The following is a 23,810-nucleotide window of genomic DNA, read 5'->3' on the forward strand; positions in this document are numbered from 1 at the left end:
CGAGGTATGAGTGTGTCACGTACCCCGGTCGGTGCGCGGGGTGTAGTCGATGCGTTCCTCCTCATACAGCCGGTAGATGAGTTCGAGCATCTCGCGGATGTCGCGCGACTCGTCGAGCGCACGCATGCTCATGATGATCGGCGAGACGAGCGTCGGATCGTCGAGTTCCTGGTAGCTGACGTCGTCGCGCTTGAGACCGTAGACGCTGCTCGGCACCACGGAAATGCCTTCGCCCGCCGCGACCAGGCCCAGCGCGATCTGCAACTCGCGCACTTCATAGGTCTTGCGCGGCGCGAGCCCGCGGTCCTGGAACGCGGACAGCACCTGATCCGCGTAACTGGGACGCGGCGCCTTCGGAAAGATGATGAGCGTTTCGTTGATGAGGTCGCGCAGCGCGAGCACCGGCTTGACCAGCGAAAGCGGATGACCCACCGGCAGCGCGACGATCATCTTTTCCTCGCGCAGGATCACGCGGCGGATGTTGGCGTCTTCATGCCGGATCCGGCCGAACCCGACGTCGATGCGCCCGTCTTTCAGCGCGCGGATCTGGTCCATCGTCGACATCTCGTGAAGACTCAGTTCGACGGTGGCGTTTTCGTCGCGGAACCGGCGGATGATCTTCGGCAGCATGCCGTACAGCGTCGAACCCACGAATCCGACCGAAAGACTGCGTTCGATATTGCCCACGCGCCGCGTCATCGATTCCAGCTCGGAGGTCTGCGCCAGCAGCTGCACCGCGTGGGAATAGAAGAACTTGCCCGTCTCGGTCAGCTTGAGCGGACGCGACGCGCGTTCGAACAGCTGCACGCCGAGCGTTTCTTCGAGTTGCTGGATCTGCCGGCTCAACGGCGGCTGGGCGATATGCAGTCGCTGCGCCGCGCGCGTGAAGTTGCGCTCTTCCGCCACCGCGACGAAATAACGAAGATGTCGCAATTCCATTTCGATACCTCCTGGATATAGCCCAATACTAAATCAGTGTTGGACCGGGCGTTCTGGCGTCGACTATTCTGCCTTCACGCTCTGTTTCAGCACCCGATCATACCTTCCGAGCATATCTGTGCCGGCGCTGGAGCAGGGGTTAACCCCCACGAAAAAACAGCGAGACACAGGAGCAGACATGAACGTCAAAGTGTTCGATACGAAGGAAGTGCAGGACCTGCTGAAGGCCGCTTCCAACCTCGGCGGTCAGGACGGCAATGCCCGCGCGAAGCAGATTACGCATCGCTTGCTGGGCGACCTGTTCAAGGCCATCGACGACCTCGACATGACGCCCGATGAAATCTGGGCCGGCGTCACCTACTTCAACAAGCTGGGCCAGGATGGCGAAGCCGCCTTGCTGGCCGCCGGCCTCGGCCTGGAGAAGTTCCTCGACATCCGCATGGATGCGGCGGACCGCGAAGCTGACATCCATGGCGGCACGCCGCGCACCATCGAAGGCCCGCTGTACGTGGCCGGCGCGCCGGTGCACGACGGCGTGTCGAAGATCGATCTCGACGCCGATGCCGACGCGGGCCCGCTCGTGATCCGCGGCAAGGTGACGGGTCCGGACGGCAAGCCGGTGGCGCACGCGGTGGTGGAATGCTGGCACGCGAACTCGCACGGCTTTTATTCGCACTTCGACCCGACCGGCGCGCAAAGCGACTTCAACCTGCGCGGCGCGGTCCGGACCGGCGCCGACGGCGTCTACGAATTCCGCACGCTGATGCCGGTGGGCTACGGCTGCCCGCCGCAGGGCGCGACGCAGCAACTGCTCAACGCGCTTGCACGTCATGGCAACCGTCCGGCGCACGTGCATTTCTTCGTCTCCAGCGACCAGCATCGCAAGCTGACGACGCAGATCAACATCGAAGGCGATCCGCTGATCTGGGACGACTTCGCCTATGCGACTCGCGAAGAACTGGTGCCGCACGTGGTCGAGAAGAGCGGCGGCGCAGCACTCGGACTCAAGGACGATGCGTACCGCGAGATCGCCTTCGACATCCAGCTCACTTCGCTCGTGCAGGGCAAGGACAACCAGCTGGTGGAACGTCCGCGCGTCAGCGTCGCGGCTTAAGCGCCTCGCCTGGCCACGGCGGCGCGCGGACTGCGCGGCCGCCTTCATCCCCCCGAATCAATCTTCACCGATGCAAGGGCTTCGTTGACCGAAGCCCGCATAGGGAGAGCACTCATGTCCGCTATCAACGACCGAGCCCGGCAACTGGACGACCTGCTGCAAAGCGCCGTTCAGGACGACAAGGAAAGCGGTGTGTACCGCTGCCGCCGCGACATCTTCACGAACGCCGATCTGTTCGATCTCGAGATGAAGCACATCTTCGAGAGCAACTGGGTTTATCTGGCGCACGAAAGTCAGGTTCCCGCGAACAACGACTACTACACGACGTGGATCGGCCGGCAGCCGGTGGTCGTGACGCGCGACAAGACCGGCGAATTGCATGCGGTCATCAACGCCTGTGCCCACAAGGGCGCGATGCTCTGCCGCCGCAAGCATGGCAACAAGGGCAGCTTCACGTGTCCGTTCCACGGCTGGACCTTCTCCAACACCGGCAAGCTGCTGAAGGTGAAGGACGAGAAGACCACCGAATATCCGGTGCAGTTCAACAAGCAGGGCTCGCACGATCTGCGGCGCGTGCCGCGCTTCGAGAACTATCGCGGGTTCCTGTTCGGCAGCCTGAATCCGGATTCGATGCCGCTCGAAGAGTACCTCGGCGAAACCCGCGTGATCATCGATCAGATCGTCGATCAGGCGCCGGACGGACTCGAAGTGCTGCGCGGCAACTCGTCCTATATCTACGACGGCAACTGGAAGATGCAGATGGAAAACGGCTGCGACGGTTATCACGTCAGCACCGTGCACTGGAACTATGCCGCGACGATGGGCCGCCGCAAGGTCGAAGGCACCAAGGCCGTCGATGCCAACAGCTGGAGCAAGTCGGTGGCGGGCGTGTATGGCTTCGAGCACGGCCACATCCTGCTGTGGACCCAGACGATGAATCCGGAAGTGCGGCCGGTGTACCAGCATCGCGAGGAACTCAAGGCGCGGGTCGGCGAAGTGAAGGCGGATTTCATCGTCAACCAGACCCGCAACCTGTGCCTGTATCCGAACGTGTTCCTGATGGACCAGTTCAGCACGCAGATCCGCGTGGTGCGTCCGCTCGGCGTCGACAAGACCGAGGTCAGCATCTTCTGTTTTGCGCCGAAGGGCGAAAGCGCGGAGCAGCGGGCACTGCGCATTCGTCAGTACGAGGACTTCTTCAACGTCACCGGCATGGGCACGAGCGACGACCTCGAGGAATTCCGCGCGTGCCAGGCCGGCTATGCGGGCACGACTGCGCTGTGGAACGACCTGTCGCGCGGCGCGCCGTTGTGGATCGAAGGCGCGGACGAGAACGCCAGGCACATGGGCCTCAAGCCGCTCATCTCGGGCGAGCGCAGCGAGGACGAAGGGCTGTTCGTCTGCCAGCACGAATACTGGGTCGAGGTGATGCGCGACGCGCTGAAGAAGGAGCACGCGGAGGTGCCGGCATGAACATCGACTACCAGACCATCTGTGCCGCGCTGTATCGCGAGGCGCGCTTTCTCGATGACCGCCAGTGGGACGAATGGCTCGGCTGCTATGCGGAAGACGTGACCTACTGGATGCCCGCGTGGGACGACGACGACCAGCTCACCGACGATCACGAAAGCCAGATCTCGCTGATGTACTACCCCGACCGGGGCGGACTCGAAGACCGCGTGTTCCGCATCAAGACGGAACGCAGCGGCGCCTCGTTGCCCGAGCCGCGCACGAGCCATAACGTGACCAACGTGGAAGTGATGGCGGAGCGCGGCAACGAAGTGGACGTCCGCTATAACTTCGACACGCTGAATCATCGCTACAAGATCACCGATCATTTCTTCGGCACGATCTTCGTCACGTTCCGCAAGGTCGACGACATTCTCTTGATCGCGAGAAAGAAGATCGTGCTCAAGAACGACACCATTCGCCAGGTGCTCGACGTGTATCACGTCTGAGTCCCGCGATGAGAGACAGCACGCAGGAGGCAACATGACCAGCTTCAACATTGCACTGAATTTCGAAGACGGCGTGACGCGCTTTGTCGAATGCAAGGCGGGCGAGAAAGTGCTCGACGCCGCATTCCGCGCCCGGATCAACCTGCCGATGGACTGCTCCGACGGCGTCTGCGGCACCTGCAAATGCCGCGCGGAAAGCGGCCGCTACGATCTCGGCGACGAGTACATCGACGACGCGCTCACCGAAGACGAAAAGGACAGCGGTCTCGTGCTGACCTGCCAGATGATTCCGGAGAGCGATTGCGTGATCGCGGTGCCGGCATCGTCGACGGCCTGCAAGACCGGACAGAGCACGTTCGCGGCGACGGTCACGAAGATCGAACCGCACAACGACGCCGCCGTGGTGCTCGAACTCGATGTGGACGCCGCAGCGCCCGTGTTTCTCGCGGGCCAGTATGTGAACATCGACGTGCCCGGCAGCGGTCAGCATCGTTCGTATTCATTCTCGTCGGCGCCGGGTGAAACGAAGATCAGCTTTCTCATCAAGAAGATTCCGGGCGGCGTGATGAGCACCTGGCTCGACTCCGCGCAGCCCGGCCACAAGGTCGAACTCACCGGGCCGCTCGGCAGCTTCTACTTGCGCGCGGTGGAGCGGCCGCTGCTGTTCCTCGCGGGCGGCACGGGGCTGGCGCCGTTCCTGTCGATGCTCGAAGTGCTGGCGCGCGCGGATTCGCAGCAGAAGGTGCATCTGATCTACGGCGTGACGCGCGATCTGGATCTGGTGCAAGTCCAAGCGATCGAGGCCTTCACCGCGAAGCTGCCGAACTTCACGTTCAGCACCGTGGTCGCCGACGCGGCGTCGGCGCATCCGCGCAAGGGCTGGGTCACGCAGCACATGCCGGCCGAGTCGCTCAACGATGGCGACGTGGACGTGTACCTGTGCGGCCCGCCGCCGATGGTCGATGCCGTGCGCAAGCATTTCGACGACAACGGCGTGAAGCCGAACAGCTTCCACTACGAGAAGTTCACGCCCAACGCCGCGCCGGTGACCGCATGAGCACGCCACGTTTCGAAGGCAAGGTGATGGTCGTGACGGGCGCGGCGCAGGGCATCGGGCGCGGTGTGGCGTTGCGCGCGGCGGCGGAGGGTGCGAAGGTGCTGTTCGTCGATCGCGCGGATTTCGTCGCCGAGGTAGCAGCCGAGGCGCGGGGTGCGCAGACCGCGGGCTTCGTCGCGGATCTCGAAACCTACGAAGGCGCTGCCGCCGCGATGGCGTTCGCGGTGCACGCGTTCGGCCGTATCGACATTCTGATCAATGGTGTGGGCGGCGCGATCCGCATGCGCCCTTTTGGTGAATTCGAACCGGCGCAGATCGACGCAGAGATCCGCCGGTCGCTGATGCCGACGCTTTATGCCTGCCACGCGGTGCTGCCGTATCTGCTCGACAACGGCGGCGGCACCATCGTCAATGTGTCGTCCAACGCCACGCGCGGGATTCGCCGTGTGCCGTATTCGGCGGCGAAGGGCGGCGTGAATGCCATGACGCAGGCGCTCGCGATGGAATATGGCGAGCACAACATCCGCGTGGTCGCCGCCGCGCCGGGCGGAACCGAGGCGCCGCCGCGCCGCGTGCCGCGCAATGCCGCCGGCGATAGCGAGCAGGAGAAGACCTGGATGAACGAAGCGGTGCGGCAGGTCAAGGAATCGACGTTCTTCAAGCGCTACGGCACGCTGGACGAACAGATTGCGCCGATCCTGTTTCTCGCGTCCGATGAAGCCAGCTACATCACCGGCGCGGTGCTGCCGGTGGCGGGCGGCGACAACGGCTGAATATATCGAGCCGATAAGCTTGCAGCCGCTTAAGCCAAAGCACTATAAGCACACTAAAACTTTGCTTAAGCTCGCGCGGCCGCTTCGCTTGGAAATTCCGTCAAGGCGGCCAAGCGCGTCTTAGCGCAGGATATCGCCGGCGCGATGTCCTGCCTCGACGCCATCTATCAGGATCACCGCGCCACGCGAGTTGTTCGTTCTGAGCGGCAGGATGACCCGATAGGCATCCGATCCGTACCACGCGCGAGCCTTGGCCAGCGACGGAAACTCGATAATGATCAGATCGCCTCGCCACTGGCCCTCGCGCACCTCGGGCGGCGCGCCATGCACGATGAAGCGGCCTTCGAACGGTGCGAGCGTGGCATCGATCCCGTCGAGATACTGAATGATGTCGTCGTTCATGACGACTTCATGAAGATGCGCAACGGCATAAGCGGACATGATGGCCACTCCATTAAGCGTGTAAGTCCATGTTCGCGGTAAGACTGAGCGATGTCGATTACCTGACAGGTAAAAAGCGCTCCATTGAGATCTTGTATTCGTCATACCAAGCACAACTTTTTTAAATCACTTCGACAAACAGTAGCGGAGTCCCGATCATCTTTATTATTCTTTAGCCTTCGCAGGTAATAATCGCGAAAGCATCGAGCTTGACTTCTCAAGAACCGGAGGTTCGCAGATGAAAGGGCACTCGACGTTTGGCGTGATGGCAATCGCTTTCGCACTATTGCTTGCCGGATGCAGCGGCGGCAGTTCAAGTTCCGATTCGGGATCGTCCGCGGGCGGTGCATCGTCGGCATCGAATCCCTCTTCTGCATCGAGCCCGACGGGCGCGTCCACTCCGTCCGGCGCCAGTTCGCCTTCGGGCGCGAGTACGCCTTCCGGCGCAAGCACGCCCTCTGGTGCAAGTTCGCCATCGGGCGCCAGCACGCCGACGACGACCCAGCCATCCGCATCCACCCCCGCCGACGTCACCACCTATCACAACGACAACCTCCGCACTGCCCAGCAATTGAACGAAATCCGGCTGGCGCCCGCCAACGTCAACGCCAACACGTTCGGCAAGATCGGTTTCTATACGGTGGACGGCGCCGTCGACGCGCAACCGCTCTTTCTCGGCAGCGTGCCGATTGCAGGTGGCACGCACAACGTGCTCTACGTCGCCACCGAGGCGGGCAGCGTGTACGCGTTCGATGCTGACACCGGCACCGTGCTGTGGCGCGTGACCACCTTGCCAACGGGCGAAGTGCCCAGCGACGACCACGGCTGCAACCAGACCACGCCGACCATCGGCATCACGTCGACGCCGGTCATCGACCGCACGCGCGGACCGAACGGCACGATCTATGTGGTCGCGATGTCGAAGGACACGGGCGGTGCGTATCACCAGCGGCTCCATGCGCTCGACATCGCCACGGGCGCCGAGCTGTTCAACGGTCCCGCGGAAATCACCGCTTCCTATCCGGGCACGGGTTCGGGAAGCGTCAATGGCGTCGTGCCGTTCACGCCGGGACAGTACATCGAGCGGGCTTCGCTGTTGCTGCTCAATGGCGTGATCTACACGGCCTGGAGTTCGCATTGCGATGCACTGCCGTACACCGGCTGGGTCATCAGCTATAACGCGGCCACGCTCAAGCAGGCCGGCGTCCTGAACGTCACGCCGAACGGCGAAATGGGCGGCATCTGGATGAGCGGCGCCGGTCTTGCATCGGATGGCACGTCGGTCTATTTCCTCGACGGCAACGGCACCTTCGATCCCACCACCAACGCGCAGGACATGCCCAACAAGGGCGACTTCGGCAACGGCTTCCTCAAGGTCTCGCCGACGCCGACCCTGCACGTCGCGGACTACTTCGAGCCTTCGGACACGGTGGCGCAGTCGAACGCCGACCTCGATCTCGGCTCGGGCGGCGTGCTGCTCCTGCCGGACCTCAAGGACATCAACGGCAACGTGCGGCATCTCGCGGTGGGCGGCGGCAAGACACGCGCGCTGTTCATCGTCAACCGCGATTCGATGGGCAACTTCGACTCCAACGGCGACCATATCTACCAGGAGCTGTTCTCGACCATCTTCGGCCCGATGTTCAGCGCGCCCGCGTTCTACAACAACACGGTGTACGTGGGTCCGGCCGGCGATCATCTGAAGGCGATCCCGGTGGTCAACGCGGTGTTCGCGACGACGGCGTCGAGCCAGAGCTCGCAGACCTGGAGCTTCCCGGGCCTCGCGCCGGTGATCTCGGCGAACGGCAATACGAACGGCATCGTGTGGGGCGTGGAGAACGGCACGGCCATCGGCATCCTGCATGCCTATGACGCGGGCAACCTCGCCACGGAGCTCTACAACAGCAATCAGTCGGGTACGCGCGATCAGTTCGGCAGCAACAAGTTCATCTCGCCGATGATCGCGAACGGCAAGGTCTATGTCGGCACCAAGACGGGCGTGGCCGTATTCGGCCCGCGTTGATGATGGAGCGATGAACACAGGCGGGGGCTGCATCGATATAAGATCGCAGTTTCCCCACCTGTGGAGCGCTTCATGCAATTGACCCGTCTTCTGGTCCCGACCTTCGTGCAGACGCTGCAGAACTTGTCCGCATGGCTGGACAAGGCCGCCGGGCCCGACAAGGACAAGAGCGGCGAAGCGGCCGCCGGCCTCGACATGCTGATGACGCTGCGTCTCGCCCCCGACATGTTCCCGCTCGCCGCGCAGGTTCGTTTCGCATGCTTTCAGGCGCAGGAACCGGTGTATCGCTTGCGCGGCGAAGACGTGCCGCAGGCGTTGCGGCAGGTGCGGGAAGAAGGGGTGAAGTCGAACGAAGCGCCGGGCACCTTTGCCGATGCCAAGGCGCGCATCCAGGAGGCGGTGTCGTTCCTGTCGCTGCTGACGCCGGATGCGCTCGATGACGCCGCGAACCGCCCGATCGCGCTGGATCTGCCGAACGGCGTCATTTTCGACATGACCGGCGAGGAATACGCGCGCGACTGGTCGCTGCCGCAGTTCTATTTTCATGCGGTGACCGCGTATTCGATCCTGCGCAGCCACGGCGTGGTGCTCGGCAAGCCGGATTACGTCGCGCACATGTTCCCGTATATCCGGCCCGGTACGTTGCCGCAGTCCTGACGCCTCGGGCTATCGATATCACGCGTACGCCGAAGATTGGGCACAATGCTTGCCTCCGAGCCTGTGCTTTGTTTGAGCCCGATCCCTTCGCATGAAACCCGCCGATCCCGACGTCTCTCCCGCCCTCGAATGCCGCCGCCTGACCAAGACCTACGAAGGCGGGCGCGTGGTGCTCGATGCGCTCGATTTCGCGCTCGGCGCGGGCGAGTTCGTTGCGGTGATGGGCGATTCGGGCGTGGGCAAGTCGACCTTGCTGAACCTGATCGCGGGACTGGATCACGCGGACAGCGGCGAGGTGCTGATCGACGGCTCGGTGATCTCCAGCCTCCCTGACGATGCCGCCACGCGCCTGCGCCGGCAGAAGCTGGGCTTCGTGTTCCAGGCGTTCCACGTGCTGCCGCATCTGACGCTGTTCCAGAACGTCGCGGTGCCGTTGTTGCTGAACGGCGCATCGCCCGATGCGGCGCATGCGATGCTCGCGGCGGTCGGTCTGGCGGGCCGCGACGGCGACATGCCGCGTCAGCTGTCCGGCGGTGAACTGCAACGTGTAGCGATTGCACGGGCGTTGGTGCATCGGCCGCGTTTGTTGTTGGCTGACGAACCCACCGGCAATCTCGACCCGCAGACCGCGCATGAAGTGCTCGGGCTGTTGCGCGCCGAAACGCAATCGACCGGCGCGGCGACCGTGATGGTCACGCACTCGGAAGCGGCGGCCGCGTTCGCCGACCGCGTGGTGATCCTGCGCGACGGCGCATTGCACGCTGCAACTTTGCAGCGATGAGCGGCGCCAGGATGAAGCACGGCTTCGACACGCTCGCACGCTGGCTGCTTGCCGCGCAATGGCGCAGTCAGCGCGGCCGCGCGCTGGTCGCGGTGCTGACGATCGCGCTGGGCGTCGGTCTTGGTTACGCGGTGCAACTGATCAACGGCGCGGCCTTCAACGAGTTCTCGGCCGCCGCGCGAAGTCTCTCGGGCCAGGCGGACTTGCAGGTGCACGGCGCCCAGCCTTTCATCGACGAGCAGATCTATCCGCAGCTGGCGACGCATGCGGGCGTCGCGGTCGCGAGTCCGGTGCTCGAAGTCGATGCCGCCGTGCCCGGCAAGAGCGCGCCGCTCAAGCTGCTGGGCGCGGACGTGTTTCGCGCGCGGCGCATTGCGCCTGATCTGGTCGGTGTGCCGTCGCCGCAAGCGCCGCTCGATGTGCTCGCCGGCGACGCCATCTTCCTCTCTTCCGCCGCGCAGACCTGGCTTGACGCACGCAACGGCGCGCGCGTCGAATTGCAGAACGGCACCGCGCCCGTGACGCTGCGCATGGCGGGCGGGATTGCGCGGACGCGGCCCGGTCAGCGCATCGCCGTGATGGACATCGCCGCCGTGCAGACGCATTTCGCGCTCGAAGGCAAGCTCTCGCGCGTCGACCTGCAACTGGCGCGCGGCGTGGATCGCGAGGCATTCCGGCAGACACTGCAACGTGAACTCGGCGCGCGCTTCGTCGTGACGGAAACGAGCGATGTCGAAAGCCGCACGGACCGGCTTTCGCGCGCGTATCGCATCAACATGAACGTGCTCGCCCTGGTCGCGCTGTTCACCGGCGCATTCCTCGTCTTCTCGACGCAGGCGGCGGGCGTCGTGCGCCGCCGCGCACAATTCGCGTTGCTGCGCGTGCTCGGCATGACGCGCGCGGCGCTCGTGCGGCAGATCATGGTCGAAGGCGCATTGCTCGGCGTCGCGGGCGGCGTGCTCGGCATCGCGCTCGGCTTCGCCGTCGCGGCGCTCGCGCTGCGCTTCTTCGGCAGCGATCTCGGCGGCGGATACTTCCCGGGCGTCGAGCCGCGTGTCGCGTTCGAACCGGTCGCGAGCGGGATTTTCCTGGCGCTCGGCATCGGCGTCGCGCTGGCGGGCACGCTCGCGCCGGCGCTCGAAGCGGCGCGCACCCGGCCCGCGCCCGCGCTCAAGGCCGGCAGCGAGGAAGCCGCGCTCACGCCGCTCGGCACGCCGTGGCCCGCGCTGGCCTGCCTCGTGCTCGGCGCAGCGCTCACGCAGGCGCCGCCGCTGTTCGAGACGCCCATCGCCGGTTATGTGGCGGTCGCGCTGCTGCTCGTCGGCGGCATCGCGCTGATGCCGCGTCTCACCGCCAGCGCCTTCCGTCGCGCGCCGCGTTCCCGCAGCGCCGTCGCGACGCTCGCGCTCGCGCGCCTCGCGAATGCGCCGGGGCAGGCGTCCATCGCGATGGGCGGCGTGCTGTCGAGCTTCACGCTGATCGTCGCAATGGCGATCATGGTGACGAGTTTCCGCGTGTCGGTGGAAGACTGGCTCGCGCATCTGCTCTCCGCCGATCTCTACGTGCGCATGGCGGCCAGCGGCGACACCGGCGGCCTCGCTCCCGCGCAGCAGGCACAGTTGGCGGCGGTGGACGGCGTCGCGCATGCGGCGTTCACGCGCACGTCGAAACTGACGCTCGACGCCGCGAAGCCGCCCGTCGTGCTGATCGCGCGCGAACTCGATGCCGCCGATCCCGGCGCGACGCTGCAAATGACCGGCGCCGTGTTGCCGACGTCCGCGTGGCGTGCCGACGAAACGCCGGTGTGGGCCTCGGAGGCGATGGCCGATCTGTATGGATATCGCGTCGGCGAGCGCGTGACGCTGCCGGTCGGCGGAACGGACGCGCGCGTTGTGGTCGCGGGAATCTGGCGCGACTACGTGCGCCAGACGGGCGCATTGCAGATGCGGATCGGCGACTATCGCAGGCTTACCGGCGATCTGACCGCAACGGATATCGCCATCACGCTGCGCGCCGGTTCCAGTGCCGCGCAGGTGATCGGCGCGCTCAAGCGGCTGCCGTTCGGCGGCACGCTTGAGTTCTCCCAGCCCGGAGAGATTCGCGCGCGCACGCTCACCATCTTCGATCGCAGCTTCGCGGTGACCTATCTGCTCGAAGCGGTGGCGATCGTGATTGGCTTGTTCGGCGTCGGCGCAACTTTCTCGATGCAGACGCTCGCGCGGTCACGCGAGTTCGGCATGCTGCGCCATGTGGGCGTGACGCGCGCGCAGATTCTGGCGCTGCTCGCGTCCGAAGCCGGCTGGCTGACGCTGCTCGGCATCGCGCTGGGTTGTCTGCTCGGCTTCGCGATCAGCCTGATTCTCGTGTTCGTCGTGAATCCGCAGTCGTTCCACTGGAGCATGTCGCTGCATGTGCCGTGGACGCCCATCGCGGTCATCGCGTGCGTGATGCTGGCCTCTTCCTGCGCGACGGCGGTGTTGTCGGGCCGCCGGGCGGTGTCGGTCGATGCGGTGCGCGCCGTCCGGGAGGACTGGTGATGCGCGCATGGATCGCCATAGGGTTGCTTGCCTGGCTGGGCCTGTCCAGCGCATGCGCCGATGAGCCCGCGTTCGCGCCCGTCGTGCCGGGGCAAGCAGTCGACTGGCCGCGCGACAGCGGCGCGCATCCGCCGTATCGCACCGAATGGTGGTACGCGACAGGCTGGCTCGACACGCCGGAGCATCAGCCGCTGGGCTTCCAGATCACGTTCTTCCGCTCGAATACCGGCAAGGGCGGGACGGACAGCGAGAGCGCGTTCGATCCGGCGCAGTTGATCATCGCGCATGCGGCGCTGTCCGATCCCGCGTACGGACGGCTCGTGCATGACCAGAACATCGCGCGGCAGGGCTTCGGCCTGGCGTACGCGCGGGAGGGCAACACCGACGTCAAGCTCGACGGCTGGCGCATGACGCGCGCGGCGGACGGCAGCTACGCGGTCGTCGCGGGCGCCGCGAACTTCGCGCTCAAGCTCACCTTCACGCCGACCCAGCCGCCGATGCTCCAGGGCGAGCGCGGTTATTCGCAGAAGGGGCCGTTGCCGGAGCAGGCGAGCGACTACTACAGCGAGCCGCAACTGAAGGTGACGGGCAGCGTGGTGCGGCCGTCCGCCGATGGCCGGGCGCGCGCGGCGACCGCCGTGACGGGGCGTGCATGGCTGGATCACGAGTGGTCGAGCACGCTGCTGTCGCCGGATGCTGCGGGCTGGGACTGGCTCGGCGCGAATCTCGACGATGGCGCTGCGTTGATGGCGTTCAAGGTTCGCGCGCGCGATGGCCACGCGATCTGGGCGCACGCCGCGCTGCGCGACCGCGATGGCCACTCGACGCAATACGGTCCCGGCGACGTGGAATTCACGCCGCTGCGGCAGTGGCGTTCTCCGCGCACCAACACCGTGTATCCGGTCGCGATGGATGTGCGTGTCGGCGCGTTGCACTGGCGGCTGAATCCGCTGCTCGACGATCAGGAACTGGACTCGCGCGAGTCCACCGGTGCGCTTTATTGGGAAGGCGCGGCGACGCTCGATGGCAACCCGCGCGGGCACGGGTATCTGGAGTTGACGGGTTATGCGGGGGCGATCGGGATGGAGAAGCGGTGAGTGCCGATCGCACGTTGTGACAAGCTCGACTGAGCAGCCTTGATTCACACCCCCGGACTCTTGTCCGGCCGCACGTCGAGCAGATGCATGGTCTGTGTGGCGATATCGACGAACGGCGGCCCGGCCACCGCGCCGCCGAAGTGCGAGCCGCGCAGCGGGCGGTCGATCGACACCGCGATGACCACGCGCGGCGCCTTCGCCGGCACGATCCCGACGAACGACGCGCGATACTGATGCCGGTCATATCCCTTCGACGTCCACTTGTACGCGGTGCCGGTCTTGCCGGCGACCGTGTAGCCCGGCACGGCTGCCTGCGGCGCGGTGCCGTCCTTGCTGACGACGCTCTCCATCATCGTGCGCACTTCGCGCGCGACGCGCGCCGTGAACACGCGCCGGCCTTCCGGCGGCGCCTGATGCGTGTCGCGGCGGTGGATCGACGCGCGCACGAGCCGGCCATCGTTGGCGAAGCTGGTATAGGCCTGCGCCAGTTGCAGCAGCGACGCGGACAGCCCGTAGCCATACGACATCGTCGCCTGTTCGATGCGCCGCCAGTTGCGATACGGCCGCACACGGCCCGACGAAACGCCCGGCAAGCCTGCACGCGGCGCGTGCCCGAGTCCGAGCGCGCGGAAGTTGCGGTACATGTCGCGCGCCGGAATCAGCAGCGCGATCTTCGTCGTGCCGACGTTGCTCGACTTCTGGATGACGCCCGCCGTCGTCAGCGTGCCGAAGTTCTTGTCGTCGTGGATGGTGCGGCCGTCCAGGCGCAGGCGGCCGCCGTCGGTCGGCACGACGGTATCGGGCGTGATGCGGTGCTGTTGCAGCGCGAGCGCGATGGTGAGCGGCTTCATCACCGAGCCCGGCTCGAAGATGTCGGCGACCGCGCGATTGCGGACCGCCATCCCGGTGCGGCGCGTGTGCTGGTTCGGGTCGTAACTCGGCCAGTTGGCCATCGCGAGGATTTCGCCGGTGTGGGCGTCCAGCACGATCGCCGAGCCGGAGCGCGCGTTGCTGCGCTCGACCGCGCTCTTCAGCGCCTTGAATGCGGCGTACTGGATGGGCCGGTCGATCGACAGCGTCAGGTCCCGGCCGTTCTGCGGCGGCGTGGTGTCGAGGGTATCGATGACCTGGCCGCGCGCATTGCGCAGCACGCGGCGATGGCCGTCGGCGCCGCGCAGCGTCGTTTCGGCGAAACGCTCCAGGCCTTCCTGGCCGCTGCCTTCGGTGCCGGTGAAGCCGGTGATCTGCGCGGCAATTTCGCCTTCCGGGTAGTAACGCCGGTAATCCTCCTGCATCGACAGGCCGGGGACGTCGAGACGCATCGCCCGTTCGGCGACATCGACGGGAACCTCCTGCTTCAGATACGCGAAGCCGCGATGCGCCGCGTAGATTTTTTCGATATCGGCCGGAGCGACGTCGAGCAGGCGGGACAGCGCATCGATCTGCTGTTGCGAGACGCGCTCATCGAGGTTCGACGCATCCACGAAGAGCGTGCGAGTCGGCAGGCTGACAGCGAGCGGGCGGCCGTTGCGATCCAGAATGCGTCCGCGGGAAGCGTGCATCGGCCAGTCGCGTACTTGCCGTATGTCGCCCTGGCGACGGTAGAAGGCGTCGTCCACGCCCTGCACCCAGAAGGCGCGCACCGTCAGCGCGATGAACAAGGCGGCAAACGCGCCGCTCAGCGCGCGCGAGCGCCAGCGCGGCGGCGGCGTCAACGTCGTGGGCTGGATGTCGTGACGTGCGATCCCGAGGTACTTCCGTTCTTGTGGTTTCATGCCGCGATTATGCGGGAACGCACTTCCGGGTGTCGAATTGAAAAGTCTGCAACCGGCGTTATCCACCGTTAATTTCGTTCAAACTTCGTGCAAAAGGTTTATTAAGGGGCAGCTTAAGTTTCGTTTAAGAAAGTTCTCTTAGTCTCGGCCAACCTGAACGTGCCGCCCGTTGCGGCCGATTTCATCGCACTCGACTTCATGTTCGCTTGCCGTTTCGCTTCGTTTTCCCCGACGATCCGCCTGTTTTCGCGGCAGATCGAATAGCGCGCGCAAGCATTCATGCCGCCCGCGGTCAAGACCGCGCCCTTTCGTTCCGGGTGATGCCCTTCCGTCGCCCGTTTAGTTTTCCGCCCATGCCCTTCTCACCCGCAGCCGCCTTGCCCGGCAAGGCAGGACGAGTCTTTTTCGCTTGCGCGGTCGGTTCGATCTGTTCCGTCGTGATCTGCAATTCGCTCGAGCACGCGCGTTCGTCCTCTTCAACCGTTCTCGAAGATATGCCGCCTGTGTCGCTGCGGCAAAGCGCCGCGCCGGCGTCTGTCGCGCCACCTGCACCGGCACCGGTGCGAACCACTGAAAGCGCCACAGTCGACCAGACCTTCTCGCAGGCCGCGCAGAGTCTGGGCATCGATGCCGGAACCATCGCGACGCTCACGGACGCCTTCGCGGGCAAGGTCGACATGCGCCGCGATATCCGCAAAGGCGACACGCTGAGCGTCATCTACGACCGCAAGCCAGGCGACGATCAGGCGCAGGATGCGCCGCTGGCCGTGCGGCTGACCACCGGTTCGTCGTCGCACGATGTGTTCCTCTATCGCGATCCGGAAGGCGATGCGCGCTATTACTCAAAAGACGGCGACAGCACAACGCCCGGCTTCTCGCGCTATCCGATCGCCTTTACGCGGGTATCGTCTGACTTCTCGCTGCGCCGGCTCGATCCGGTGACGCATCGCTGGCAGAGTCACGACGGCGTCGATCTCGCTGCGCCCATCGGTACACCGGTGCATGCGTCGGCGCAAGGTACGGTGACTTTCGTCGGCAGGCAGACGGGCTATGGCAAGGTCATCATGCTCGACAACCCGGCGCCGTATTCGACCGTGTACGCGCATCTGTCGCGTTTCGCGAAGGGTATCCGCAACGGCGGGACGGTGAAGCGCGGGCAGGTGATCGGCTATGTCGGCGAGACGGGCTGGGCAACGGGCCCGCATCTGCACTATGAAGTTCGCGTCGACGACGTCGCGATGAATCCGCTCACCGTGGACCTGCCCAGCGACGACCGTTTGCACGGCAAGGAGCGGCGGCGTTTCGCGAAGGAAGCGGAAAACCTGAGCGCGGAGCTGAGCGGCTGATTCCCAAGCGTTGCGCTCAGGCGACCAGTCCGACCGAGCGCGTCGCCGGCTTCGGCTCGCGCCGGCTGGCCGCGACCCAGCGGTTCTTGCCGGCGCGCTTGGCTTCGTAGAGGGCGTTGTCGGCGTCGCGGAGGACGCCGTCGAGCTCGTCGTGCTGATGATCGAACATCGCAATGCCGATGCTCACGCCGATGCGCAAGGCCAGATCGCCGTCCGTGTGGAACGGTTTCGACAGTTCGCGTACGACGGTGTCGGCGAGCACAAGCAAATCGTCGCGCGGCGGCGTGACGATCACGAACTCGTCGCCGCCGAGTCGCGCCACCAGCGCGCCTTCCCCCGAGAGATGCCGCAGACGGCGCGCCACCAGCGCGAGCAGCGTGTCGCCGACTTCGTGGCCGTGCGCGTCATTGACGGCCTTGAAGCCGTCGAGATCGAGATAGAGCAAGGCGGTCGGCGCGCCGTTACGCGCACGGCCCGACTCGCGCGAACGCGCCGCCTGGAACAGGCCCGCGCGGTTCAGCAGGCCGGTCAGCTCGTCGTGACGCGCGCGACGGTCGTTTTCCTGCTCGGCTTTCATCGTCGAGACGAGCATGCCGTTCAGGCGCCATGCGGCCGCGCTCATCGCGAACAGGTAGAAGGGAATCTGCAAAAGCGTGAGCCAGAGCGTCGGCTCTCCGGCGAGCACGGCGCCAAGACAGCACGGCCCCAGCGACAAAAAGATCATCACCGCCACCAGACGCGGCGCGGCGAAATTGCGGAAGCAGATGCCGCCGACCATCGCGGCGGCGGAGAGGAACGAGAGCGTCGCGGCCACCCAGTCGCCGGACAGCACCGAAACCAGCGCGCCGTAGCCAACCGTCGCGCCCCACAGCGGCGCGAGCAGCACATACGTGTCGGTCAGCGTGGACTTGCCTTCGCGTGCACATCGGCGCGCGATCACCAGCACGACCAGCCGGATCAGGCAGACGGCAATCTCGAGCGCGAGCCAGATGTGGAAAGCAGTGGTCGGATGGCGGCGGTCGAGCACCCAGGCCACCGCGACCGTGTTGAGCACGCCGCCCGCGAAGATCGGCAAGGTGCCGAACAGGCTGCCGACGAGTGCGACACGGATCGCGCGGGGAATGTCGGCTCCCGCGTGCAGCAACCACGTGGCCGCACGTCCGCGCGGCAATGTGAATACCTCGGTCTGATGGTCCATGTTGGATTCCGGCGTGGTCCGGCGAGGGCGGGACACTCGCGGAAAATCGGACCACATCGCAGATATCGGACGTCGGGCTCCCAAACTTTAGTGAGGAACACCCGCACGCGCGGACTTTTATACTGACGGCTCCGAACGACAACCTCCCTCACTCCACATGGCCCTCATCAACTACATCACGCAGATCCAGTTCGATTTCGGCGCGGTGCGCCTGCTTGCCGGCGAGTGCGAGCGCATCGGCATGCGCCGCCCGCTGATCGTGACCGATCGCGGCATTCGTGCCGCTGGTCTCGTCGATACGGTGCTCGCCGCGCTCGGCGCTTCACAGCCCGCGCCGGTGTTCGACGCGACGCCGCCGAATCCGAACGAGGCCGCGGTGCGCGCCGCTGTCGCGCTGTTCAAAGAGCATGCGTGCGATGGCGTGATCGCGGTGGGCGGCGGTTCGTCGATCGATCTGGCCAAGGGCGTGGCCGTCTGCGCGACGCACGAAGGCCCGTTGCAGAGCTTCGCGGTGATCGAAGGCGGGCTGGCGCGGATCACGGCGAAGACGGCGCCCGTCATCGCGATTCCGACGACCGCAGGCACCGGCAGCGAAGTAGGCCGGGGCGCGATCCTGATTCTCGACGACGGCCGCAAGGTCGGCGTGATTTCGCCTTACGTGGTGCCGCGCGTCGCGATCTGCGATCCCGAACTGACGCTCGGCCTCCCGCCGATGATGACCGCCGCGACCGGCATGGACGCCATTGCGCATTGCCTCGAAACCTTCATGGCGCCGGCCTTCAATCCGCCCGCCGACGGCATCGCGCTCGACGGACTCTGGCGCGCGTGGCGTCACATCGAACGGGCGACGCGCGACGGCTCGGACCGCGTGGCGCGCTGGAACATGATGAGCGCGTCGATGCAGGGCGCGCTGGCGTTCCAGAAGGGACTGGGCTGCGTACACAGCCTGAGTCACTCGCTGGGCGGCATCAATCCGAAGCTGCACCATGGCACGCTCAACGCCATCTTTCTGCCGGCGGTGATCGCGTTCAACCGCAGCGCGCCGACGATGCAAGACGAAGGCAAGCTGGAGCGCCTTGCGCAGGCGATGGGCCTGTCTTCCGGCGATCAAGTGGGCGATGCTGTGCGCGGGATGACGGCGACGCTCGGCCTGCCGCGCGGTCTGGCGGAACTCGGTGTGACGCGCGACCTGTATCCGCGAATCATCGCGGGTGCGCTGAAGGATCACAGCCACAAGACCAATCCGCGTGAAGCGTCCGAGGCCGATTACGCGGCGATCCTCGATGCTTCGATGTAGGGACAGGGCGCAAGCCCTTGCGTGACGGCGCAGGTGCGGCATTGCAACAAACACTTAAGGGAAAACCCTTAACTCTGTTACAATGTCGCAAAGTTTGAGGAACAGATCATGCGCCGTCACCACCAAGTCATCGAGAAAGTCGCTTTTACCTTGCTCACGCTGTCCGCAGTTGTCGATGCAAGCTACATCACCTGGGAAAAGCATCCCAACTTCCGCGAAAACGTCACCGAAATCGTCAAGCTGAGCGCTGATCTCTCGCTGGCGAACCCGGGTGTCGGCGAGCCTACGCCGCTCGTGCCGCTGGCATTCAACTAAGGTTCAACTAAGCCGCTTCATTCCGGCGCGACCTTTCTCGTCGCGCCCGCTGCTTCAAGTCCATACCGGTTATTCGGCCCGCCGTCGCACGGCGCGCGCCGGCTGCCTTATGCTGGCGGCTTCTTGTGCCGTCGCCGCCCAGCATGTCCTCCGCTCTCCATTCCGACGTCGCTTTCGCCGACCCGCTGCGCCGTTTCGCGCGCGCGATCGGGCAGATCGTCCTTCAGCGCAACGCCGCGACCGGCGCGCTCCTCTTCCTCGCCGTGCTCAGCGCGAGTCCGCGCCTTGCATGCGGCCTCCTGATCGGCACGCTGACCGGCCATGTCATCAGCGCGATCATCGAAAGCGACGACGCGCCCGTCTTCCGCAACGACCTCCACGGCTTCAACGGCGCCCTTGCGGCGCTGGCGGCGTTCGCGTTCATCGGCGATGTCTCGCAGGCGGGCGCCGTCGCGATCGTCGCGGCGATGGGCGCAACGCTGCTCGCCCACAAGCTGTCGCACGTCCTGGCCCGCTTCGACTGGCCGTTCTTGTCGAGCCCGGCGATCCTCGTGACCTGGTGCTGGCTGCCGCTGTTCAGCGGACGCGGCGACACGGGCGCGATCCCGCAAGTCGCGGCAGGCGTCGTGCCGATGCTCGAAGCGGCCTTCGCGGGACTCGCGCCGATCACCTTCGCCACCGGCGCCATAGCAGGCGGACTGATTGCGGTGGGGTTGTTCGCGGCGCGGCCGTCGCAGGCGGGCTGGGCGCTGGCCGGCAGCGCGCTCGGCGCCATGCTGCACGGACTGGGCGGCGCGGGCGATGCCGTCGTACTGTCGGGCGCATGCGGTTTCAACGCCGCGCTTGCCGCGCTGGCGGCGGCGCCGCTCGGCAGGCGCTATGCGTTGTTCGCGATCGTCGCGGCAGTGTTGATCGAACGGCTGATCGACTGCGCCGGCATCGCCGCGCTGACCGCACCCTTCGTGCTGGCGTCGTGGCTGACGATCGCGCTGCAACGCCGCCTGGTCCGTACCACTCAAGCAGGAGACTCGCATGTCATTCACCCACACGCCTGAACGCCGGATCGCGCAGGATGGCCCGCGCAGTGCAGCCGAAACGGCCGCGCGCGTCGATCTGGCGGCGGCGTATCGGCTCGTCGCGCTCAATGGCTGGGACGACGTCGTCTACACGCACATCTCGGCGAGCGTGCCGGGAGAGCCAGGACGCTTCCTGATCAATCCGTTCGGGCTGACGTTCGACGAAGTCACGGCGTCGAATCTCGTGAAGATCGATATCGACGGCAATGTGATCGGCGAGAGCGTGCATCCGGTGAACGCGACGGGCTTCGCGTTGCACGGCGCCGTGCACGCGGCGCGCGAGGATGCCGTGTGCGTGATGCACCTGCACGTGCGCGAGGCGATTGCCGTCTCGGCTCAGCCGCATGGCTTGCTGCCGGGATCGCAGCATGCGATGCGCTTCCATGGCCACCTTGCCTATCACGACTACGAAGGCCTGGCCTTCTCGCCGGCGGAAGGCGAGCGGCTGGTGACGAGCCTCGGCGCGCATCGCGCGATGCTGCTGCGCAATCACGGCCCGCTCACGCTCGGACGGACCGTCGCCGAGGCTTATGTGCTGATGGATATGCTCGTCAAGGCATGCGATATTCAGCTGCGCGCGCTGGCGGGCGTGAACAAGATGATCGTGCCGACACCGGATGTCGTCACGCGTACCGCGGCCCAACTGCATGATGACGACGCCATCGAAGGTGCGCTCGAGTGGCCGGCGTTGCTGCGCAAGCTGGACCGCATCGACGCGTCATATCGCGACTAAACCCAGCAAAGGAGAGCAACGCAATGCCGACATTCAACATCCAGCTGTTCGAAGGCCGCACGGCGGAGGAGAAGCGCAAGTTCGTCGAGGCGATCACGCGCACCACGTGCGAGACGCTCGGCTGCGAGCCGGGCTCGGTGGATATCATCCTGACGGATGTGAAACGCGAGAACTGGGCGACCGCGGGCAAGCTCTGGTCGGAGCAGTGAACGCGGCGCGCATGCGGCGCGAGGCCGCATGCGCGCGCGAGACGATTACATCGATGCCTTCACGGCCAGACGGAACTTGTGCAGCAGCGGTTCCGTATAACCGCTCGGTTGCGTGCGGCCTTCGAACACGAGCGCGCAGGCCGCTTTGAACGCGAAGGAACTGTCGAACGCGGGAGCCATCGGTTGGTAGACCGGATCGGCCTCGTTCTGCTGATCGACGACCGCGGCCATGCGTTCGAGCGTCGCCTTCACCTGCTCTTCGCTGACGATGCCGTGACGCAGCCAGTTCGCAATGTGCTGGCTCGAGATGCGCAGCGTCGCGCGGTCTTCCATCAGGCCGACATCATGGATGTCCGGCACCTTCGAACAGCCGACGCCCTGATCCACCCAGCGCACCACATAACCGAGAATGCCCTGCGCGTTGTTCTCGATCTCGTTCGTGATGTCCTGTTCCGACCAGGTCGGCTTGTCGACGACGGGAATCGTCAGCAGGCCGTCGAGCAGTTCGTTCTTCTGCCCTTCGTAGTCGTGGCTTTCGAGCTCCTGCTGAACCTGCTGCACGTCGACCATGTGATAGTGCAGCGCATGCAGCGTGGCGGCCGTGGGCGACGGCACCCACGCGGTGTTCGCGCCCGCGCGCGGATGCGCGATCTTCTGTTCGAGCATCGCGTGCATCAGGTCGGGCATCGCCCACATGCCCTTGCCGATCTGCGCGCGGCCACGCAGCCCGGTGTTCAGGCCGACGAGCACATTGTTGCGCTCGTACGCGTTGATCCACTTCGACGACTTCATGTCGCCCTTGCGCATCATCGGGCCGGCTTCCATCGATGAATGCATCTCGTCGCCGGTGCGGTCCAGGAAGCCCGTGTTGATGAACGCGACGCGCGCGCCCGCCGCGGCGATACACGCCTTCAGGTTGACGCTGGTGCGGCGCTCCTCGTCCATGATGCCCATCTTGATCGTGTGACGCGGCAGGCCGAGCAGGTCTTCGATGCGCGAGAAGAGTTCGTCGGCGAAGGCCACTTCGGCGGGGCCGTGCATCTTCGGCTTCACGATATAGATGGAACCCGTGCGCGAGTTCATCTTGTTCTTGAGGTCGTGCATGGCGCCGAGCGTGGTCATCACGCCGTCGAGGATGCCTTCCGGAATCTCGTTGCCGTCGCGGTCGAGCACGGCGGGATTCGTCATCAGATGGCCGACGTTGCGCACGAACAGCAGCGAACGTCCGTGCAGGCTCAGCGTCGAGCCATTCGGCGCGATGTATTCGCGATCCGGATTCATGCTGCGCGTGAAGCTCTTGCCGTTCTTCGTGACCTGTTCGGCGAGATGACCCTGCATCAGGCCGAGCCAGTTGCGATAGAGCTGGGTCTTGTCGGCGGCATCGACGGCCGCGACCGAATCCTCGCAGTCGATGATCGTGCTCACCGCCGCTTCCATCAGCACGTCCTTGACGTGCGCGGCATCGGTCTTGCCGATCGGATGGTCCGCGTCGATCTGGATCTCGAAGTGCAGGTCGTTATGCTTGAGCAGGATGGCGTGCGGCGCCTTGGCATCGCCCTGATGGCCCGCGAACTGTTCGGCGTTGGCGAGGCCGCTCTTGCTGCCGTCCTTCAACGTCACGACGAGCGCGCCCTGTTCGACGCTGTACTTCGTGGCATCGGCATGCGAGCCGTGCGCGAGGGGTGCGTTGTCGTCGAGAAAGCGGCGTGCGTAGGCGATGACCTTCGCGCCGCGCTTCGAATTGAACTGGGCGGTTCGCTCGGCGCCGTCGGTGTCGTCGATGGCATCGGTGCCGTAGAGCGCGTCGTACAGGCTGCCCCAGCGCGCGTTGGCGGCGTTCAGCGCATAGCGCAGGTTCGACAGCGGCACGACCAGCTGCGGCCCGGCCTGCTCGCCGATCTCGCGATCCACGTTCGCGGTGCTGGCCTGCACATGTGCGGGCGCGGGCACGATGTAGCCGACGTCTTCGAGAAACTTGCGATAGCCGCGCAGGTCCTGCACGGGGCCGGGATGGCTGCGATGCCAGTTGTCGAGTTCGGTCTGGAGGCGGTCGCGCTCGGCGAGCAGCGCGCGGTTCTTCGGGGCGAGGTCGTGAACGAGCGCATCGAAACCCTTCCAGAAGGCGGCGCTGTCGACACCCGTGCCGGGGATGGCTTCTTCATCGACGAACTTTGCCAGGCTTGCGTCGACCTGCAGACCGTGTTGTTGGATCATGTCGTTCATGGGCACTCCGGCTGAATTGCTGTGACTCTGGGGTTTGGGGTGGGCTGGTTGTGTATGGTAGCGCGTCTTGGGGGAGGATCGAAGCGGGGCGGTGGGGGAGAGGGTGTGCCGGGGAGCACTCCCACTTGTGATGCAAGGCCAGGAACGTCGATTTGAAAAAAACGAGTCTTGGGGGGGGGGGGGCCCAAAAAAACAAAACCAAACACCGCAAAAAATACAAACCCGGCCCGGCGGGGGGGGCGGGGCCCCCCCCACAAACAC

At 65.4% G+C, this 23,810-nt stretch carries 22 protein-coding genes; 16 read left to right on the plus strand and 6 right to left on the minus strand.

Translation table 11 applies throughout. The annotated features are described in order from the left end of the window. Nucleotides 1-15: 15 nt before the first annotated feature. Nucleotides 16-939: a LysR family transcriptional regulator gene (locus QCE83_RS26995; protein ID WP_309818503.1), complete on the minus strand. Its 924-nt coding sequence runs from the start codon at nucleotides 937-939 to the stop codon at nucleotides 16-18. Between the two features lie 178 nt (nucleotides 940-1,117). Between QCE83_RS26995 and catA the strand changes: the two genes are divergently transcribed. The 5 genes from catA (at nucleotide 1,118) to benD (ending at nucleotide 5,841) form a co-directional block, all read left to right on the plus strand. Then, the gene (catA, locus tag QCE83_RS27000) at nucleotides 1,118-2,053 is read left to right on the plus strand and encodes a catechol 1,2-dioxygenase (RefSeq protein ID WP_309818504.1); all 936 of its coding nucleotides are present in this window, start codon (nucleotides 1,118-1,120) and stop codon (nucleotides 2,051-2,053) included. Between the two features lie 114 nt (nucleotides 2,054-2,167). Beyond that, complete coding sequence (locus tag QCE83_RS27005; protein ID WP_309818506.1) at nucleotides 2,168-3,526, plus strand: Rieske 2Fe-2S domain-containing protein; 1,359 nt, start codon at nucleotides 2,168-2,170, stop codon at nucleotides 3,524-3,526. Then, nucleotides 3,523-4,011, plus strand: coding sequence for a benzoate 1,2-dioxygenase small subunit (gene benB / locus QCE83_RS27010; RefSeq protein ID WP_309818509.1), 489 nt, complete (start codon nucleotides 3,523-3,525; stop codon nucleotides 4,009-4,011). The genes QCE83_RS27005 and benB overlap by 4 nt, the downstream gene beginning before the upstream one ends. A gap of 34 nt (nucleotides 4,012-4,045) precedes the next feature. Then, the gene (gene benC, locus QCE83_RS27015; protein ID WP_309818511.1) at nucleotides 4,046-5,068 is read left to right on the plus strand and encodes a benzoate 1,2-dioxygenase electron transfer component BenC; all 1,023 of its coding nucleotides are present in this window, start codon (nucleotides 4,046-4,048) and stop codon (nucleotides 5,066-5,068) included. After that, complete coding sequence (gene benD / locus QCE83_RS27020; protein WP_309818513.1) at nucleotides 5,065-5,841, plus strand: benzoate diol dehydrogenase BenD; 777 nt, start codon at nucleotides 5,065-5,067, stop codon at nucleotides 5,839-5,841. Before benC ends, benD begins: the two co-directional genes overlap by 4 nt. Nucleotides 5,842-5,961: 120 nt before the next feature. Here benD and QCE83_RS27025 read toward each other — a convergent pair whose 3' ends face one another. Both QCE83_RS27025 and QCE83_RS27030 read right to left on the minus strand, forming a co-directional pair. Then, on the minus strand, nucleotides 5,962-6,282 hold the full coding sequence (locus QCE83_RS27025) for a DUF1330 domain-containing protein (protein ID WP_309818515.1): 321 nt from the start codon (nucleotides 6,280-6,282) through the stop codon (nucleotides 5,962-5,964). Nucleotides 6,283-6,447: 165 nt separating this feature from the next. Further along, nucleotides 6,448-6,819 (minus strand): hypothetical protein, encoded by a 372-nt coding sequence (locus tag QCE83_RS27030; protein WP_309818517.1) that lies wholly within the window; start codon nucleotides 6,817-6,819, stop codon nucleotides 6,448-6,450. Between the two features lie 34 nt (nucleotides 6,820-6,853). Between QCE83_RS27030 and QCE83_RS27035 the strand changes: the two genes are divergently transcribed. The 5 genes from QCE83_RS27035 (at nucleotide 6,854) to QCE83_RS27055 (ending at nucleotide 13,377) form a co-directional block, all read left to right on the plus strand. After that, nucleotides 6,854-8,305, plus strand: a complete 1,452-nt coding sequence (locus tag QCE83_RS27035) for a PQQ-binding-like beta-propeller repeat protein (protein ID WP_309818519.1) — start codon at nucleotides 6,854-6,856, stop codon at nucleotides 8,303-8,305. 72 nt (nucleotides 8,306-8,377) lie between these two features. After that, the gene (locus QCE83_RS27040; protein WP_309818521.1) at nucleotides 8,378-8,962 is read left to right on the plus strand and encodes a DUF1993 domain-containing protein; all 585 of its coding nucleotides are present in this window, start codon (nucleotides 8,378-8,380) and stop codon (nucleotides 8,960-8,962) included. Between the two features lie 91 nt (nucleotides 8,963-9,053). Continuing rightward, a complete protein-coding gene (locus tag QCE83_RS27045) occupies nucleotides 9,054-9,743 on the plus strand; it encodes an ABC transporter ATP-binding protein (protein WP_309818523.1) in 690 nt (229 codons plus the stop codon). Further along, nucleotides 9,740-12,280 (plus strand): FtsX-like permease family protein, encoded by a 2,541-nt coding sequence (locus QCE83_RS27050; protein ID WP_309818526.1) that lies wholly within the window; start codon nucleotides 9,740-9,742, stop codon nucleotides 12,278-12,280. Before QCE83_RS27045 ends, QCE83_RS27050 begins: the two co-directional genes overlap by 4 nt. Then, a complete protein-coding gene (locus QCE83_RS27055; protein ID WP_309818527.1) occupies nucleotides 12,280-13,377 on the plus strand; it encodes a lipocalin-like domain-containing protein in 1,098 nt (365 codons plus the stop codon). Before QCE83_RS27050 ends, QCE83_RS27055 begins: the two co-directional genes overlap by 1 nt. A gap of 44 nt (nucleotides 13,378-13,421) precedes the next feature. On the opposite strand, the gene QCE83_RS27060 is transcribed toward QCE83_RS27055, so the two are convergent. Next, nucleotides 13,422-15,152, minus strand: a complete 1,731-nt coding sequence (locus tag QCE83_RS27060) for a penicillin-binding protein 2 (protein ID WP_309818529.1) — start codon at nucleotides 15,150-15,152, stop codon at nucleotides 13,422-13,424. Nucleotides 15,153-15,712: 560 nt separating this feature from the next. On the opposite strand from QCE83_RS27060, the gene QCE83_RS27065 reads away from it, so the two are divergent. Further along, nucleotides 15,713-16,498 carry a peptidoglycan DD-metalloendopeptidase family protein gene (locus QCE83_RS27065; protein ID WP_309818531.1) on the plus strand — a complete coding sequence of 262 codons (786 nt, stop codon included), beginning with the start codon at nucleotides 15,713-15,715 and terminating at the stop codon, nucleotides 16,496-16,498. A 16-nt stretch (nucleotides 16,499-16,514) separates the two neighbouring features. On the opposite strand, the gene QCE83_RS27070 is transcribed toward QCE83_RS27065, so the two are convergent. Next, the gene (locus tag QCE83_RS27070) at nucleotides 16,515-17,696 is read right to left on the minus strand and encodes a GGDEF domain-containing protein (RefSeq protein WP_309818533.1); all 1,182 of its coding nucleotides are present in this window, start codon (nucleotides 17,694-17,696) and stop codon (nucleotides 16,515-16,517) included. A gap of 157 nt (nucleotides 17,697-17,853) precedes the next feature. On the opposite strand from QCE83_RS27070, the gene QCE83_RS27075 reads away from it, so the two are divergent. The 5 genes from QCE83_RS27075 to QCE83_RS27095 all read left to right on the plus strand — a co-directional run bounded on the left by QCE83_RS27075 (nucleotide 17,854) and on the right by QCE83_RS27095 (nucleotide 21,326). Continuing rightward, on the plus strand, nucleotides 17,854-18,993 hold the full coding sequence (locus tag QCE83_RS27075) for an iron-containing alcohol dehydrogenase (RefSeq protein ID WP_309818535.1): 1,140 nt from the start codon (nucleotides 17,854-17,856) through the stop codon (nucleotides 18,991-18,993). Between the two features lie 108 nt (nucleotides 18,994-19,101). Further along, on the plus strand, nucleotides 19,102-19,308 hold the full coding sequence (locus QCE83_RS27080) for a hypothetical protein (protein WP_309818537.1): 207 nt from the start codon (nucleotides 19,102-19,104) through the stop codon (nucleotides 19,306-19,308). Nucleotides 19,309-19,451: 143 nt separating this feature from the next. Further along, nucleotides 19,452-20,363, plus strand: coding sequence for an urea transporter (locus tag QCE83_RS27085; RefSeq protein ID WP_309818539.1), 912 nt, complete (start codon nucleotides 19,452-19,454; stop codon nucleotides 20,361-20,363). Next, nucleotides 20,341-21,117: a class II aldolase/adducin family protein gene (locus QCE83_RS27090; protein WP_309818541.1), complete on the plus strand. Its 777-nt coding sequence runs from the start codon at nucleotides 20,341-20,343 to the stop codon at nucleotides 21,115-21,117. Before QCE83_RS27085 ends, QCE83_RS27090 begins: the two co-directional genes overlap by 23 nt. Nucleotides 21,118-21,140: 23 nt before the next feature. Next, complete coding sequence (locus tag QCE83_RS27095; protein WP_016347879.1) at nucleotides 21,141-21,326, plus strand: 4-oxalocrotonate tautomerase; 186 nt, start codon at nucleotides 21,141-21,143, stop codon at nucleotides 21,324-21,326. Nucleotides 21,327-21,371: 45 nt separating this feature from the next. Here QCE83_RS27095 and QCE83_RS27100 read toward each other — a convergent pair whose 3' ends face one another. After that, nucleotides 21,372-23,549, minus strand: a complete 2,178-nt coding sequence (locus QCE83_RS27100) for a malate synthase G (protein WP_309818554.1) — start codon at nucleotides 23,547-23,549, stop codon at nucleotides 21,372-21,374. Between the last annotated feature and the right edge of the window lie 261 nt (nucleotides 23,550-23,810).

Source organism: Caballeronia sp. LZ034LL, assembly GCF_031451215.1.
In the GTDB taxonomy this organism is placed as follows: domain Bacteria; phylum Pseudomonadota; class Gammaproteobacteria; order Burkholderiales; family Burkholderiaceae; genus Caballeronia.

What these genes read in the sequence shown, in the direction of transcription:
- QCE83_RS26995 (WP_309818503.1), bottom strand. Translation starts at nt 939, where the DNA reads ATGGAATTGCGACATCTTCGTTATTTCGTCGCGGTGGCGGAAGAGCGC.
- catA (WP_309818504.1), top strand. Translation starts at nt 1,118, where the DNA reads ATGAACGTCAAAGTGTTCGATACGAAGGAAGTGCAGGACCTGCTGAAG.
- QCE83_RS27005 (WP_309818506.1), top strand. Translation starts at nt 2,168, where the DNA reads ATGTCCGCTATCAACGACCGAGCCCGGCAACTGGACGACCTGCTGCAA.
- benB (WP_309818509.1), top strand. Translation starts at nt 3,523, where the DNA reads ATGAACATCGACTACCAGACCATCTGTGCCGCGCTGTATCGCGAGGCG.
- benC (WP_309818511.1), top strand. Translation starts at nt 4,046, where the DNA reads ATGACCAGCTTCAACATTGCACTGAATTTCGAAGACGGCGTGACGCGC.
- benD (WP_309818513.1), top strand. Translation starts at nt 5,065, where the DNA reads ATGAGCACGCCACGTTTCGAAGGCAAGGTGATGGTCGTGACGGGCGCG.
- QCE83_RS27025 (WP_309818515.1), bottom strand. Translation starts at nt 6,282, where the DNA reads ATGTCCGCTTATGCCGTTGCGCATCTTCATGAAGTCGTCATGAACGAC.
- QCE83_RS27040 (WP_309818521.1), top strand. Translation starts at nt 8,378, where the DNA reads ATGCAATTGACCCGTCTTCTGGTCCCGACCTTCGTGCAGACGCTGCAG.
- QCE83_RS27045 (WP_309818523.1), top strand. Translation starts at nt 9,054, where the DNA reads ATGAAACCCGCCGATCCCGACGTCTCTCCCGCCCTCGAATGCCGCCGC.
- QCE83_RS27050 (WP_309818526.1), top strand. Translation starts at nt 9,740, where the DNA reads ATGAGCGGCGCCAGGATGAAGCACGGCTTCGACACGCTCGCACGCTGG.
- QCE83_RS27055 (WP_309818527.1), top strand. Translation starts at nt 12,280, where the DNA reads ATGCGCGCATGGATCGCCATAGGGTTGCTTGCCTGGCTGGGCCTGTCC.
- QCE83_RS27060 (WP_309818529.1), bottom strand. Translation starts at nt 15,152, where the DNA reads ATGAAACCACAAGAACGGAAGTACCTCGGGATCGCACGTCACGACATC.
- QCE83_RS27070 (WP_309818533.1), bottom strand. Translation starts at nt 17,696, where the DNA reads ATGGACCATCAGACCGAGGTATTCACATTGCCGCGCGGACGTGCGGCC.
- QCE83_RS27075 (WP_309818535.1), top strand. Translation starts at nt 17,854, where the DNA reads ATGGCCCTCATCAACTACATCACGCAGATCCAGTTCGATTTCGGCGCG.
- QCE83_RS27080 (WP_309818537.1), top strand. Translation starts at nt 19,102, where the DNA reads ATGCGCCGTCACCACCAAGTCATCGAGAAAGTCGCTTTTACCTTGCTC.
- QCE83_RS27085 (WP_309818539.1), top strand. Translation starts at nt 19,452, where the DNA reads ATGTCCTCCGCTCTCCATTCCGACGTCGCTTTCGCCGACCCGCTGCGC.
- QCE83_RS27090 (WP_309818541.1), top strand. Translation starts at nt 20,341, where the DNA reads ATGTCATTCACCCACACGCCTGAACGCCGGATCGCGCAGGATGGCCCG.
- QCE83_RS27095 (WP_016347879.1), top strand. Translation starts at nt 21,141, where the DNA reads ATGCCGACATTCAACATCCAGCTGTTCGAAGGCCGCACGGCGGAGGAG.
- QCE83_RS27100 (WP_309818554.1), bottom strand. Translation starts at nt 23,549, where the DNA reads ATGAACGACATGATCCAACAACACGGTCTGCAGGTCGACGCAAGCCTG.